Below are 12686 nucleotides of genomic sequence, written 5' to 3'. Positions count from 1 at the left end.
GGCTCACGCAATGAGACCCCGGTCCGTCCAGGACGTCGGCAGGTGCCCACCGGAGGGGAGCAGCACGAGCTGGGCCGAGGGCAGCCGCTCGGTGAGGCAGCGCGCGTGGGCGGGGGGCACCACGTCGTCGTCCTCGGCGTGGACCACGACGATCTCGAGGTCGGCGAGCTTCCGGCCCACGGTCGAGGGCAGGGCGAACCCCTGCTCCTCCACGTCCGGGTGCTCCGGGCACCAGCACGGGGCCGCCACGGTCACGACGCGCTGCAGCAGGGTGGGGATCCGGTGGCAGAGGAAGCGCAGGGCCTCGGACCCGCCGAGGGAGTGGCCCACGATCACCCAGGGCTCGTCCGGGATGGCGCGGACGGCCCGGCCGATCGCCTCCTGCCACTGGTCCGGGTCGGGGTCCTCCGGGCTCGGGAGGTCCGGGGCCACGAGGTCGGCATCGGGCCACTGCCGCCGCACGGCCTCGAGCACCGGGTTGTCGCCGGTGCGGGGCTGGGGCCCGGCACCGTGCAGGAAGAGGATGCGCTGGACCATGGGTCACCTCGGGGACGGGGGAGGTGACGGCGGACGCCGCCTCCACCAGCGTCCCCGCCGCCGCGGCGAGGTGTCAAGAGCGGCGGGAGGCTCCCGGGCCTGCTCCCACGACGTCGAGGCCGGGCCCCTCGAGCCGGTCCAGCGCCGCGGTGCGGCCGGTCAGCAGCAGCAGGAGCGCGTCGATGGCGCCTCGGACCTCGGGGCCGCTGCCGGCGTGCCAGTCGACGTCGGTCGCGGTGAGCGCCACCCCGCGCAGTCTCCGGCGCGCCCGGAACGGGAAGGGCATGGACCACACCCGGTCGGCGGCCGTGCGTGCGGGCTCCGGGGGCATGGCGTGGTGCCGGCCCAGGGGCAGGACGATGTCCTGGGTGTGGACCAGGACGTCCAGCAGCGGCTCGCGGACGGTCGTGCCCGGCGGGTGGCGCCTCGAGCCGTCCAGGCGGCGGTAGTCGGCGAGGATCGACTCGACCGGCCGGCGGCCGCGGGCCCGGGCGTCCAGGTACAGGGCGCGGTTGTAGTCCCCGCGGCCCCGCCACAGGGCCGGGACGAGATCGGCGAGACCGACCTGGGGCGAGGCGATGACGTGGGCCGCGACGTCCCGCACCGCCCATCCCGGGCCGCCCAGGCGGTGGCGGCCGGGGTGGTCGCCGAGGTGGAGGAGCAGTGGCGGCGCCGGCTCGGGGCGCGGCGCTATGCCGCGCTGCGCCGGGCACTCGCCGAGCTGCACGAGGAGCCCGGCGACGTCCGCTCCCCGCCGGCCGACCACGGGGCGCCCGGCTGACCCGGCAGCGCCCGGCCGACCCCGCGGCGGCGTGGTCGGCCGAGGGCACGGGGGTCACGGGGGCGCGCCGTGGTCACCCGGTGGCGCGACGCGGCCGTCAGGACACAATGGGACCATGACCGACGCCGCTCACCCCGCCCCGCCGGAGGACCCCCGCACCGGCCGCGCCTACTGGACCGTGGAGCCCGGCCGGGGAGAGCTGCGCACCGCGGAGCTGCCCGTCCCGGGCCCCGAGGACGTCCTGGTGCGGGCGCTGCGCTCCGGGGTCAGCCGCGGCACCGAGTCGCTCGTCCACCGCGGCCTCGTCCCGGCGCGCGTGCACGGGCGGATGCGCGCCCCGTTCCAGGAGGGGGACTTCCCCGGCCCCGTGAAGTACGGCTACCTCTCCGTGGGCGTCGTGGAGCAGGGGCCGGAGGACCTGGTGGGCCGGCGGGTCTTCAGCCTCCACCCCCACCAGGACCGCTACGTGCTCCCCGCCTCCGCCGTGACCCCGGTGCCCGACGACGTCCCCTCCGGGCGCGCGGTGCTCGCCGGCTCGGTGGAGACGGCCGTCAACGCGCTGTGGGAGGCCGCGCCCCGCTTCGGGGACCGCGTGGCCGTGGTCGGCGCCGGGATGATCGGCGCGTGCACGGCCGCGCTGCTGGCCCGCTTCCCGCTGGCCCGGCTGCAGCTCGTGGACCCGCAGCCGTCCCGCGGGGGGCTCGCGGCCCGGCTCGGCGTGGAGCACGTGCTGCCGGAGGACGCCGCGGGGGAGTGCGACGTCGTCCTGCACGCCTCCTCCACCGCCGCCGGCCTGGCGCGGGGGCTCGAGCTGCTCGGCGACGAGGGGGAGCTGATCGAGCTGTCCTGGTACGGCGACGAGGACCCTGCCGTCCCGCTCGGCGCCGACTTCCACGCCCGCCGGCTGCAGCTGCGCGCCAGCCAGGTGGGCGTCGTCGCCCCCGCCCGCCGGGCCCGCCGCACGACCGCCGACCGGCTCGCCACCGCGCTGGACGCCCTCCGGGACCCCCGCTTCGACGCCCTGCTCTCCGGGAGCTCCTCGTTCGAGGAGCTGCCCGCCACGATGGCGCGGCTCGCCGCAGGAGCCCCGGACATCCTGTGCCACGTGGTGCACTACGACTGACCGCCCCCCACCGACCCGAGGAGCTCCGTGTTCACCCTGACCGTCCGAGACCACATGATGATCGCCCACAGCCTGCCGGACCCGTTCTTCGGCCCCGCCCAGAACCTGCACGGGGCCACCTACGTGGTGGAGACCACCTGGTCCCGGCCGGTCCTCGACGAGCACGGGGTGGTCATGGACATCGGCGTGGCCAACGACCTGCTCGCGGGCGTCCTCGACGGGCTGCGCTACCGCAACCTCGACGAGCACCCGGACTTCGCGGGCCGGCTGTCCACCACGGAGGTCCTGGCCCAGTACGTCGCCGAGCGGCTCGCGGCGGGGGCGGCGTTCGTCGAAGGGCTCGAGCGGCTGACCGTGACCCTCCGGGAGACACCCGACGCCTGGGCCTCCTACACCCTCGAGCTGCCCGTGCTGAGCGAGCGCGGCGGGCCCGCCCCCGCCCGGTGAGCACCGCGCGCGCGGGCATCGACGTGGTGGTGCCCGACGACGGCGGGCGGCCCACCGGCGGCTCGCTCTACGACCGCCGGCTCGTGGCGGCGCTGGACGCCCTGGGGCGCCCGGCCCGGCTCGTGCCGGTGGCCGGGTGCTGGCCCGCGCCGGACGGTGCCGCCCGGGCCCGGCTGCGGCGCGCGCTGGGCGCACCGGCCCCCGGACGGGCGGTCGTCCTCGACGGCCTCGTGGGGTGCGCGGCACCGGAGGCGGTCGACGACGCCGTGCGCTCCGGGCTGCCCGTGCACCTGCTCGTGCACCTGCCCCTGCCCGCCGAGACCGGGCTGGACCCCGCGGCCGCCACGGAGCTCGCCCGGCGGGAGGCTGCCGCTCTCGCCGCCGCCACCGGCGTGCTGGTGCCCAGCGCCTGGGCGGCCCGCGATCTCCTCCGCCGCTACGGCACCGCGGACGCCGTCGTGGCCGAGCCGGGGGCCGAGCGCGGACCGGTGGCCGCGGGGTCGCGCCCGCCGCGGCTGACCTGTCTGGCGTCCCTGACCCCGCGCAAGAATCAGGGCCTCCTGCTGGAGGCCCTCGCGCCGCTGACCGCCCTCGGCTGGACCCTCGACCTCGTCGGCCCCGAGGGCGACCCCGGGCACGTCCGCACCCTGCGTGCGGCAGTCCGGGACCTCCCCGATCCGGGGCGCGTGCGCTGCCCCGGTCCCCTCGAGGGCGCCGCGCTGGCCCGGCAGTGGGCGCGCACCGACCTGCTGCTGCTGCCCTCCACGACCGAGACCTACGGCATGGTCGTCACCGAGGCGCTCGCCCACGGCGTGCCCGCGGTGGTCGCGGCCGGCACCGGTGCGGTCGAGGCCCTCGACGGCACGCCGGGGCCCCGGGGTGCGCCCGACACCGGTGTTCCGCCCGGCGCCGGCCTCCGGGCCGGTGCCGCCCTCGACCTCGCCGACCCGTCCGCCTGGACCGCGGTGCTGCGCGACTGGCTGACCGACCCCGCCCTGCGCGCGCAGTGGCGGGCCGCCGCACTGGTCCGCCGCGACCGCCTGCGCAGCTGGACGGACACCGCCCGCGACGTCCTCGCGGCGATCGGCCCGCACCTCGACCCGCCCCTCGACCCGTCCGATCCCCTCGGGCGCAGTCCCGACCCCGACCACGACCACGACCGCACCAGGAGACCGTCATGACGAACCACTCCGCCCCCGACCGTCCCGTCGCCGGCGACTGGCTGGCCCTGCGGGAGCCCGCCGACGCCGCGGCCCGCGAGGACTCCCTGCCGCTGATCGCCCGCATCGTGCGGCACTGGGAGCAGCTGCCGCCGGCCGCGGCCCCCGGCGCCGCGGACACCGAGCCGGTCGTGGTGGTGGACCTCGGCGCCGGGACGGGCGCGAACCGGGCCTGGCTCGCCCGGCACCTCCCCGGCCCCCAGCGCTGGATCCTGCTCGACCACGACCGCGAGCTGCTCGACCAGGCCGTGGCCGCCGCCCGAGCGGAGGGGGCCGACGTCGTGCCCGTCCTCGCCGGGGTCGAGGAGCTCGGCCGGGTGCTCGCGGAGCACCCGGCGGCCCGCCGGCTCGTGACGTGCTCCGCACTGCTCGACCTGCTGACCCGGCAGCAGCTCCGGGACCTGGCGCGCGTGCTCTCCGAGGAGGCCGTCCCGGCGCTCCTCGCCCTGACCGTCGACGGCGAGGTCCTCATCGACCCGCCCCACCACCTGGACCCCCCGGTGCTGGGGGCCTTCGAGGACCACCAGCACCGCGGCGAGCTCGCCGGGACCGACGCCGTGCGGCTGGCCGCGGAGGCCCTGCAGGAGCGCGGCATGGTCGTGGACGTGACGCCCACCCCCTGGTGGATCTCCGACCAGCCGTGGGCCCGGCCCCTCCTGGAGCGGTTCCTCGCCGACCGCGCGGACGCCGCCGTGGAGCACCGCCCGGACCTCACGGCCGAGGCCCACGCCTGGCTGCGGACCCGCCTGGTGGACTGCGCCCGCGGCCGGCTGCGGGCCACGGTGGGGCACGCGGACGTGCTCGGCCTGCCGCCCGTCAGCTGAGGCCGCGGGCGCACCGCTCCAGCCACAGCACGTCCCAGCCGAAGGACACCAGCAGCAGGACGAGCGCCACGACGGTCGCCGTGACGGCCAGCGGCAGCGGGATCAGCGGGACCAGGGCGCCGAGCAGGACGCCGCCCTGGATCCCCGCCACCACCCGCCGGTACGAGGAGAAGGGCAGCTCGCGGCGCCACGCCGGGCGCACCCGCAGACCCAGCAGGAAGAGGTAGCGCAGGGCGCCGATCACCACCACCCACCACGCCTCCGGCAGCCCGATCCGGGCGGCGACCGCCACCGAGAGGAAGAGCAGCAGCACGGCGTCGACCTCCTGGTCGAACCGGGCCCCGGCGCGCGTGGCGGTCCCGGTGCGGCGCGCCACCCACCCGTCGATCCCGTCGAGCAGCCACGCGGGCAGCGCGACGGCGAACACGGCCCAGCACCAGGCGTCGGCGGGCCGGCCCCCGTCATGCCCCAGCACGGGGGCCAGCCCCAGGGGCAGGAGCGCGGCGGCCAGGGCGACGAGCACGGAGCGGCCCACGGTGACCCGGTCGGCGGGGCCGTAGGGCTCGCCGCGGCGGCGCACGGTGCTGCGCACCACCGCCCCGAGCACGGCGAGACCCAGCAGCACCGAGCACGCCAGCACGGGGAGCGCCGCGTCCGCCAGGAGGACGAGCGCCGCGAGGGCGCCGCCCAGCACCGCGAAGGCGAGCAGACCGTCCCGGCGCGCCGAGGAGTGCGGGCCGGTGGAACGGGCCAGGGGCATGCGGTCGCCTTCCGCGTCGGGGGTCTTCATCCTGGGCGGGCCCGGCCCGCCGCGTCAATCCGGGCGGCGGCGGGCGGTGGCTAGACTGCGCCCATGCCCGCCGAGACCACGCCCGCCCCCACGCGGCGGCGGCCCGTACTCCGCGTGCTGCTCGCCGCCGGGCAAGCGGTGGCCGGGCTGGTCCTCCTCGCCATGCTGTTCCGCGTGCTCGGCACGGACGCGGTCCGCAGCGCCGTCGGGATCCTCACCCCCGCCACCGTGGCGCTCGCCCTGGGCGCCGGGCTCGTGGCCACCGCGGCCCAGGCCCAGCGCTGGCGGCTGGTGGCTCGCAACCGGGCCACACCGATCGGCTTCCGGGAGGCGCTGGGCGAGTGCTGGGCGTCCGGGCTCGTCAACCTGCTGCTGCCCGGGGGCGTGACCGGGGACGCCGTGCGGGTGCTGCGCCGCCGCCGGCGCGGCGACAGCTGGCCCGGCGCCGGCGGCTCCGTGCTGGGCGAACGGCTGGCGGGGACGTCCGTGCTCCTCGCGGCCGGGGTCGTCCCGGCCCTGGCGGTCGGCGGCTGGCTCGCCACGGTCCTCGGCCTCGGGGCGCTCGCCGTGGGTGCCGTCGCCTGGCGCTCCACGAGCGGCGCCCCGGCGCGGGACCGGGCCGGGGTGTGGGCGCTGTCCGTGCTCGCCTGGGCCTGCTACCAGGGGCTGTTCCTGCTGGCGGCCGTGCGCACCGCACCCCAGGAGACCCTGGCGAACCTGTGGGGGACCACCGTGCTGGGCCTCGCCGGGATGTCCGTGCCCGTCGGGGTGGGCGGCTGGGGTCCGCGGGAGGGGATCACCACCCTGGCCGCGATGGCCCACGGCCTGCCCGCCGGGACCGGCTTCGCGATCTCGATGGGCTACGGGCTGCTCGCCCTGATCTCGGCCCTGCCGGGAGCCGTGGTCCTGGCGGGCTGGCTGCTGCCCCGGCGCGCCGGTTCTCCCCGAGCCGGTTCTCCCCGCGGGTGACGAGCCGGTCGACCGGCGTCGGGAGGCCCGTGGTGCGCGTCAGCCTCCGATCGCGCTCATCGAGCGCTCCGGCTGGACGTAGTCGGAGGAGTCCAGGCCTACGTGGTCCATGCCGTGGGCGGCCGGTTTCGCCCACATCGCCGCCCGCCAGCGCTCGGCCAGCTGGGCGTCGGTGGCACCGGCCCGCAGCAGCGGCAGCAGCTCGACCTCCTCGTGGGAGAACAGGCAGGACCGGATCCTGCCCTCGGCGGTGATCCGGGTCCGCTTGCAGTCGCCGCAGAAGGGCTCGGTGACCGAGGCGATGACCCCCACCGTGCCCAGCGGTGCGCCACCGGAGCCCCCGGCGCCGGCGGCCCGGGTTTCGTCCGGGGTGGGGGTGCGGGGGTGGACGTCCCACAGCTCGGCCGGGGCGCCCTCGCGCGGCCCCGGGTGCGGGGCCAGCCGGAACCGGCCGGCGAGCCGGTGGCGGATCTCGGCGGCGGTGACCATGTCCGCCCGGGTCCAGCCGTGGTCGGCGTCCAGGGGCATCTGCTCGATGAACCGCAGGGCGAAGCCGCGCGCCAGCGCCCACGCGAGCAGCTCCGGGGCCTCGTGGTCGTTGACCCCGCGCATCAGCACCGCGTTGATCTTCACCGGGGTCAGCCCGGCCGCGGCCGCCGCCTCGGCCCCGGCCAGCACGTCGGCCAGGCGGTCCCGGCGGGCCAGGGCGCGGAAGGTCGCCGCGTCCAGGGAGTCCAGGGAGATGTTGATCCGGCTCAGCCCGGCCTCGGCCAGGCCCTGGGCGCGGGCGGCCAGACCGATGCCGTTGGTGGTCAGCGAGACCGGCAGGTCCGGGTGGGTAGCACGGATCCCGGTGATGATGTCCTCGAGGTCGGCCCGGACCAGGGGTTCCCCGCCGGTCAGGCGCAGCTCGGTGACCCCGAGCTGCTCGACGCCCACGCGCACGATGCGGGTGATCTCGGCGGGGGTCATCAGCTGGGCGGCGGGCAGCCAGGGCAGGCCGCCGGCGGGCATGCAGTAGGTGCAGCGCAGGTTGCACTTGTCGATCACCGACAGGCGCAGGTCGGTGGCGCGGCGGCCGTGGCGGTCCATCAGCCCGGCCCCGGCCGGGGCGCCGCTGGGGCCCGGACCGGTGCTGCGCAGCCGGGGCAGTCCCAGGGAAACGCTCATGTCACCGCCTCGATCGTCTCGGACGGGCGTCCAGGGTCCGCGGGCGCCGCAGCCGGTGCGCCGGCGAGGTCCTGGAGCAGGCGGGCGGCGACGCTGATCGCGATCACCGCGGGCGCCTTGCCGGGGATGCCCGGGAGACCTATGGGGCACGTGATGCGATCCACGGTGCTCTCCGCATGGCCCTCCGCGCGCAGCCGCTGCCGAAAGCGGGCCCACTTGGCCCGGGAGCCGATCAGGCCCACGCTGCCGAGGTCGTCCCGGCGCAGCGCGGCGTCGCACAGCACGAAGTCCTCGGCGTGGTCGTGGCTCATGATCAGCACGTGCGCCCCGGCCGGCAGCCCGGCCAGCACGTTCTCCGGGACGGGGCTGTGGTGGAGGCGGACCTGCGCGGCTCCGTCGGTGACGTCGGCCAGCCGGGCGGGGGCCAGCTGACCCTCCCGGCTGTCCACCAGGTGCAGGTTCAGGGGCAGGCGGGACAGCACCCGGGCGAGCTCGTGACCCACGTGGCCCACACCGAACACGGCGACCACGGGGCGGGCGCCCTGGGGCTCGAGCAGCACGCTGACCACGCCTCCGCAGCACTGGCGCCCGTGCTCCACGGCGGCGTGCTCGTTGAGCGAGAAGGTCAGCGTCTCCGGGACCGTGGCCCCAGTGGCGAGGAGGACCCGCGCCCGCTCGACCACCGTGGCCTCGAGGTTGCCGCCGCCCACGGTGTCCCACGTGTCCGTCTCGGCCACGACCATCTTGGCCCCGGCCTCCCGGGGGGCGTGCCCGCGCACCTCCGTGACGGTGACGAGCACCCCCGGCGCGCCCTCCGCGCGCAGGTGCTGCAGGGCGTCCAGCCAGTCCACGTCAGCGCGCCGCCGGAGCGGCCGGAGCGGTCGACGCGGCGACGTCCGCCACGGGCAGGGCGCGGCGCGCCTCCTGGACCGCCCAGAACACGGCCTCCGGGGTGGCGGGGCTCGCGAGCTCGGTGCTCCGCCCGCCCGGCCCGAACGCGGCCGCGGCCTCCCGCAGCGCCTCGCGCACGCTGAAGGCCAGCATGAGGGGCGGCTCCCCCACGGCCTTGGAGCCGTAGACGACGCCGCTCTCGGTGGCCTCCTCGAAGAGGTGCACGTTGAACTCCTCGGGCATCTCCGAGAAGCTCGGCAGCTTGTAGGTGCTCGCCGCCTGGGTCGCCAACCGGCCCCGGTGCGGCCCGTCGGACTCGTCCCAGCGCAGCTCCTCGAGCGTGAGCCAGCCGGCGCCCTGGACGAACCCGCCCTCGATCTGCCCCACGTCGATCAGCGGGGAGAGGCTGTCGCCCACGTCGTGGACGATGTCGGTGCGCAGCAGCCGGTACGCGCCCGTGAACCCGTCGACCTCCACCTCGGAGACGGAGGCGCCGTAGGAGAAGTACTTGAACGGCTCGCCCTGCATCCGGGCCGCGTCCCAGTGGAGCCCCTCGGTGCGGTAGTAGCCGGCGGCCCACAGCGAGATCCGCTGGAAGTAGGCGTCGTGGGCGAGCTCGGCAAAGGACATCTGCCGGTCATGGAAGCCGATCCCGGTGACCGTGCCGTCGACGAACCGGACGTCATCGGGGTGGATGTCGAACTTGCGGGCGGCGACCTCGGCCAGCCGGTCGCGGATCTGCTCGCAGGCGTTCTTCACGGCCCCGCCGTTGAGGTCCGCCCCGGAGCTGGCGGCCGTCGCGGAGGTGTTGGGCACCTTGTCCGTGCGGGTGGGCGCGAGCCGGACGGTCTCCAGGGGCACGCCCAGGGCCGTGGCCGCGACCTGGCGCATCTTGGTGTGCAGCCCCTGTCCCATCTCGGTGCCGCCGTGGTTGATGAGCACGGACCCGTCCTTGTAGACGTGCACGAGGGCGCCGGCCTGGTTGAAGGCCGTGAGGTTGAACGAGATGCCGAACTTGACCGGGGTGACCGCCAGCGCCCGCTTGGTGTCGGGGTGGGCGGCGTTGAAGGCGGCGATCTCCTCGCGGCGGCGCTCGACCTCGGCCCGGTCGAGCAGCTGGGTCCAGATGGTGCGCAGCCGCTCGGCGTGCCGGACGGGCTGGCCGTAGGGCGTGGTCTGGCCGGGGACGTAGAGGTTGCGGTGGCGCAGCTCCGTGGGGTCCAGGCCGAGCAACGGGGCGCAGCGGCCCATGACCTCCTCGATCACCAGCATGCCCTGCGGGCCGCCGAAGCCGCGGAACGCGGTCTGGGAGGTCTTGTGGGTCCGTGCGATCCGGCCGTGGACCTGCACGTGCGGGATCCAGTAGGCGTTGTCGATGTGGCACAGCGTGCGCTGCAGCACGGGCTCGGAGAGGTCCAGGCTCCACCCGCCGTCGCTGGTGACGGTGGCCTCCAGGGCCTGCAGGCGGCCGCTCTCGTCGAAACCGGCCTCCCACCGGGTGTGGTAGGGGTGGCGCTTGCCGGACAGGGTGATGTCCTGGGTGCGGTTGAGCCGCAGCCGCACCGGCCGGCCCGTCAGCACCGAGCCGAGGGCGGCGACGGCGGCGTAGCCGTGCGGCTGCATCTCCTTGCCACCGAACCCGCCGCCCATGCGCAGGCACTGCACGGTGACCTCGTGGCTGTGCAGGCCGAGGACGTGGGCGACGATCTCCTGGGTCTCCGTGGGGTGCTGGGTGCTGCAGTGCACCAGGACCTGCTCGCCCTCGTCGACGTAGGCGAAGGAGGCGTGGGTCTCCAGGTAGAAGTGCTCCTGGCCGCCGAACTCGAACTCACCGCTGAAGCGGTGGGCCGCGGTGGCCAGCGCGGTGCTGGTGTCCCCGCGGCTGACGGTGGGCTGAGCGCCCTGGAAGCTGCCGGCCTCGATCGCCTCGGCCACGGTGACCAGCGACGGCAGCGGCTCGTAGTCGACCTCGACCGCTGCGGCGCCCAGCCGGGCGGCCTCCTGGGTCTCGCCCAGCACCCAGCACACCGCGTGCCCGTGGAACATGACCTCGGTGGGGAACAGCGGCTCGTCGTGCTTGGTGCCGGCGTCGTTGACCCCGGGCACGTCCGCGGCGGTGAGGACCCGGACCACCCCGGGGACCGCCAGGGCCGGGGCCGTGCGCAGGTCCAGCACGAGGGCGTGGGCGTGCGGGGCCTGCACGGGCCAGGCGTGCAGCACGTCCTGGTGGCGCACGATCAGGTCGTCGGTGTACAGGGCCGTGCCCGTGACGTGCAGGGCGGCGTTCTCGTGCGCGACGGGCACGCCCACCACGGGGTTGACGGGGCGGTCGGCGAGGGACGTCATCGGGACACCTCCATGTCGGGGGCGGACGCGTGCTGCGTCCAGAACTTGAGCAGGGCCTGCTCGAGCATGGCCGAGCGGTAGCGGGCGCTGGCCCGGTGGTCGTCGATCGGGGTGCCCTCCCCGGCCAGCTCGGCCGCCGCGGCGAGGACCGTGTCACGGTTCCACGGCGCACCGCTGAGGATGCGTTCCGGGGCTTGCGCGCGGATCGGGGTGGCCGCCACCCCGCCCAGACCGATCCGCGCGGAGGTGACCGTGCCGGCCTCCACGTGCACGGCGATGCCGACGGCCACGCTCGAGATGTCGTCGAAGCGTCGCTTGGCGATCTTGTGGAACGCGCTGTACCGGGCCGTCGGCAGCGGGATCCGCACGGCACGGATGATCTCCCCGGGGCGGCGGACGCTCTGCCGGTACCCGGTGTAGTACTCGTCCAGGGGCACCTCGCGCTCGCCCCCGGCGGAGGCCAGGACCACGGACGCGCCCAGGGCCAGCAGCGCCGGGGCGGAGTCCCCGATGGGCGAGCCGGTTCCGAGGTTGCCGCCGAACGTCGCGGCGTTGCGGATCAGACGGGAGGCGAACTGGGGGAAGAGCTGGTCCAGCAGCGGCACCCGCCCGGCGAGGCCGCGCTCGACCTCGGACAGGCTCAGGGCCGCCCCGATCTCGACCTGCTCCTGTCCCACCTCGAGCGTGCGCAGCTGCTCGAGCCGGTCCACCGCCAGGGTCAGCGGCGGACGGGCGTGCTGGATGTTGACGCCCACGCCCGCGTCCGTGGAACCGGCGACCAGCTGGGCGTCCGGGGTGTCCTCCAGGTGCTCGAAGAGCTCCTCCAGGGAGCCGGGACGGACGAACCGTGCGCCGTCGGCCTCCACCCGGGTGGGCGGGGCGGGCTGCGCGGGCCGCTCCTGGCGCCGGAGCAGGGGGTCGGCGTCGGCCGGAGTCCCCAGGGCGTAGGCGGCGTCGCGGATGGGCCGGTAGCCGGTGCAGCGGCAGAGGTTGCCGCTCAGGGCGTGCAGGTCGAAACCGTTGGGCCCGCACTCGTGGTCGGCCGCGTGCTCCTCGCCGACGACCGCGGTGCCGGTCTGCGCCCCGGCGGCCGCCTCGGCGGTCGCGCCGGGGGCCTCGCGCTCGGGCCGGTAGTACTCGGCGGCCATGGAGCAGACGAAGCCGGGGGTGCAGTAGCCGCACTGGGAGCCTCCCCGGAACGCCATCTCCTGCTGGACGGGGTGCAACGCCGCCGGCGTGCCGGTGCCGCCCGCGGTGCCGAGGCCCTCTGCGGTGACGACCTCCTGACCGTCGAAGGCGGCGGCGGGGGGCAGACAGGCGTTGACGGAGGTCCACCGGCTGCGTCCCTCGCCGTCCGGCCGGGCGACCAGCACCGCACAGGCACCGCACTCGCCCTCGGCGCAGCCCTCCTTGGCCCCGGTCAGTCCCTCGCCGCGCAGCCAGTCCAGCAGCCGGGTGTGCGGGCCGAGCCCGTCACAGCTCCGGGTACGACCGTTGACCGTCACTCGGATGTCGCTCATGCCTGCTGCTCCTCGGTGCATGCCACTGGCCGCGACCTGGAGTCAGGTGGTTCCCCGGGGGTACCGGG

General features: G+C 76.4%; 13 protein-coding genes. 6 read left to right on the top strand and 7 right to left on the bottom strand.

Going from position 1 to position 12686, the window contains the following annotated elements:
- Window positions 1-3: 3 nt before the first annotated feature.
- Window positions 4-537 (bottom strand): alpha/beta fold hydrolase, encoded by a 534-nt coding sequence (locus E7Z53_RS00640; protein WP_017834750.1) that lies wholly within the window; start codon window positions 535-537, stop codon window positions 4-6.
- A gap of 73 nt (window positions 538-610) precedes the next feature.
- Window positions 611-1141, bottom strand: coding sequence for a maleylpyruvate isomerase family mycothiol-dependent enzyme (locus E7Z53_RS00635; protein WP_369597932.1), 531 nt, complete (start codon window positions 1139-1141; stop codon window positions 611-613).
- On the opposite strand from E7Z53_RS00635, the gene E7Z53_RS00630 reads away from it, so the two are divergent.
- The 5 genes from E7Z53_RS00630 (at window position 1121) to E7Z53_RS00610 (ending at window position 4932) form a co-directional block, all read left to right on the top strand.
- The gene (locus tag E7Z53_RS00630) at window positions 1121-1318 is read left to right on the top strand and encodes a hypothetical protein (RefSeq protein ID WP_255219436.1); all 198 of its coding nucleotides are present in this window, start codon (window positions 1121-1123) and stop codon (window positions 1316-1318) included. The genes E7Z53_RS00635 and E7Z53_RS00630 overlap by 21 nt on opposite strands.
- Window positions 1319-1433: 115 nt before the next feature.
- Window positions 1434-2441 (top strand): zinc-dependent alcohol dehydrogenase, encoded by a 1008-nt coding sequence (locus tag E7Z53_RS00625; RefSeq protein ID WP_176336920.1) that lies wholly within the window; start codon window positions 1434-1436, stop codon window positions 2439-2441.
- Window positions 2442-2468: 27 nt separating this feature from the next.
- Window positions 2469-2888 carry a 6-pyruvoyl trahydropterin synthase family protein gene (locus E7Z53_RS00620; RefSeq protein WP_017834754.1) on the top strand — a complete coding sequence of 140 codons (420 nt, stop codon included), beginning with the start codon at window positions 2469-2471 and terminating at the stop codon, window positions 2886-2888.
- Window positions 2885-4069: a glycosyltransferase family 4 protein gene (locus E7Z53_RS00615; protein WP_217905329.1), complete on the top strand. Its 1185-nt coding sequence runs from the start codon at window positions 2885-2887 to the stop codon at window positions 4067-4069. Before E7Z53_RS00620 ends, E7Z53_RS00615 begins: the two co-directional genes overlap by 4 nt.
- Window positions 4066-4932: a class I SAM-dependent methyltransferase gene (locus E7Z53_RS00610; protein ID WP_176336919.1), complete on the top strand. Its 867-nt coding sequence runs from the start codon at window positions 4066-4068 to the stop codon at window positions 4930-4932. Before E7Z53_RS00615 ends, E7Z53_RS00610 begins: the two co-directional genes overlap by 4 nt.
- Here the strand turns inward: E7Z53_RS00610 and E7Z53_RS00605 are convergent.
- Complete coding sequence (locus E7Z53_RS00605; RefSeq protein WP_176336918.1) at window positions 4925-5692, bottom strand: CDP-alcohol phosphatidyltransferase family protein; 768 nt, start codon at window positions 5690-5692, stop codon at window positions 4925-4927. The two genes, E7Z53_RS00610 and E7Z53_RS00605, sit on opposite strands and share 8 nt — an antisense overlap.
- A 93-nt stretch (window positions 5693-5785) precedes the next feature.
- On the opposite strand from E7Z53_RS00605, the gene E7Z53_RS00600 reads away from it, so the two are divergent.
- A complete protein-coding gene (locus tag E7Z53_RS00600; protein WP_176336917.1) occupies window positions 5786-6691 on the top strand; it encodes a lysylphosphatidylglycerol synthase domain-containing protein in 906 nt (301 codons plus the stop codon).
- A gap of 39 nt (window positions 6692-6730) precedes the next feature.
- On the opposite strand, the gene moaA is transcribed toward E7Z53_RS00600, so the two are convergent.
- From moaA to E7Z53_RS00580, 4 genes are read right to left on the bottom strand one after another with little or no spacing between them, the layout of a single operon-like run.
- Complete coding sequence (gene moaA / locus E7Z53_RS00595; protein WP_176336916.1) at window positions 6731-7861, bottom strand: GTP 3',8-cyclase MoaA; 1131 nt, start codon at window positions 7859-7861, stop codon at window positions 6731-6733.
- On the bottom strand, window positions 7858-8712 hold the full coding sequence (gene xdhC / locus E7Z53_RS00590; RefSeq protein WP_176336915.1) for a xanthine dehydrogenase accessory protein XdhC: 855 nt from the start codon (window positions 8710-8712) through the stop codon (window positions 7858-7860). Before xdhC ends, moaA begins: the two co-directional genes overlap by 4 nt.
- A 1-nt stretch (window position 8713) precedes the next feature.
- Window positions 8714-11098, bottom strand: a complete 2385-nt coding sequence (gene xdhB, locus E7Z53_RS00585; protein WP_176336914.1) for a xanthine dehydrogenase molybdopterin binding subunit — start codon at window positions 11096-11098, stop codon at window positions 8714-8716.
- The gene (locus tag E7Z53_RS00580) at window positions 11095-12618 is read right to left on the bottom strand and encodes a xanthine dehydrogenase small subunit (RefSeq protein WP_035923321.1); all 1524 of its coding nucleotides are present in this window, start codon (window positions 12616-12618) and stop codon (window positions 11095-11097) included. Before E7Z53_RS00580 ends, xdhB begins: the two co-directional genes overlap by 4 nt.
- Between the last annotated feature and the right edge of the window lie 68 nt (window positions 12619-12686).

The organism is Kocuria salina, assembly GCF_013368965.1.
Classification (GTDB): domain Bacteria; phylum Actinomycetota; class Actinomycetes; order Actinomycetales; family Micrococcaceae; genus Kocuria; species Kocuria rosea.
The sequence above is the reverse complement of the archived record's forward strand: the minus strand, read 5'-3'. Positions and strand labels throughout refer to the sequence as shown.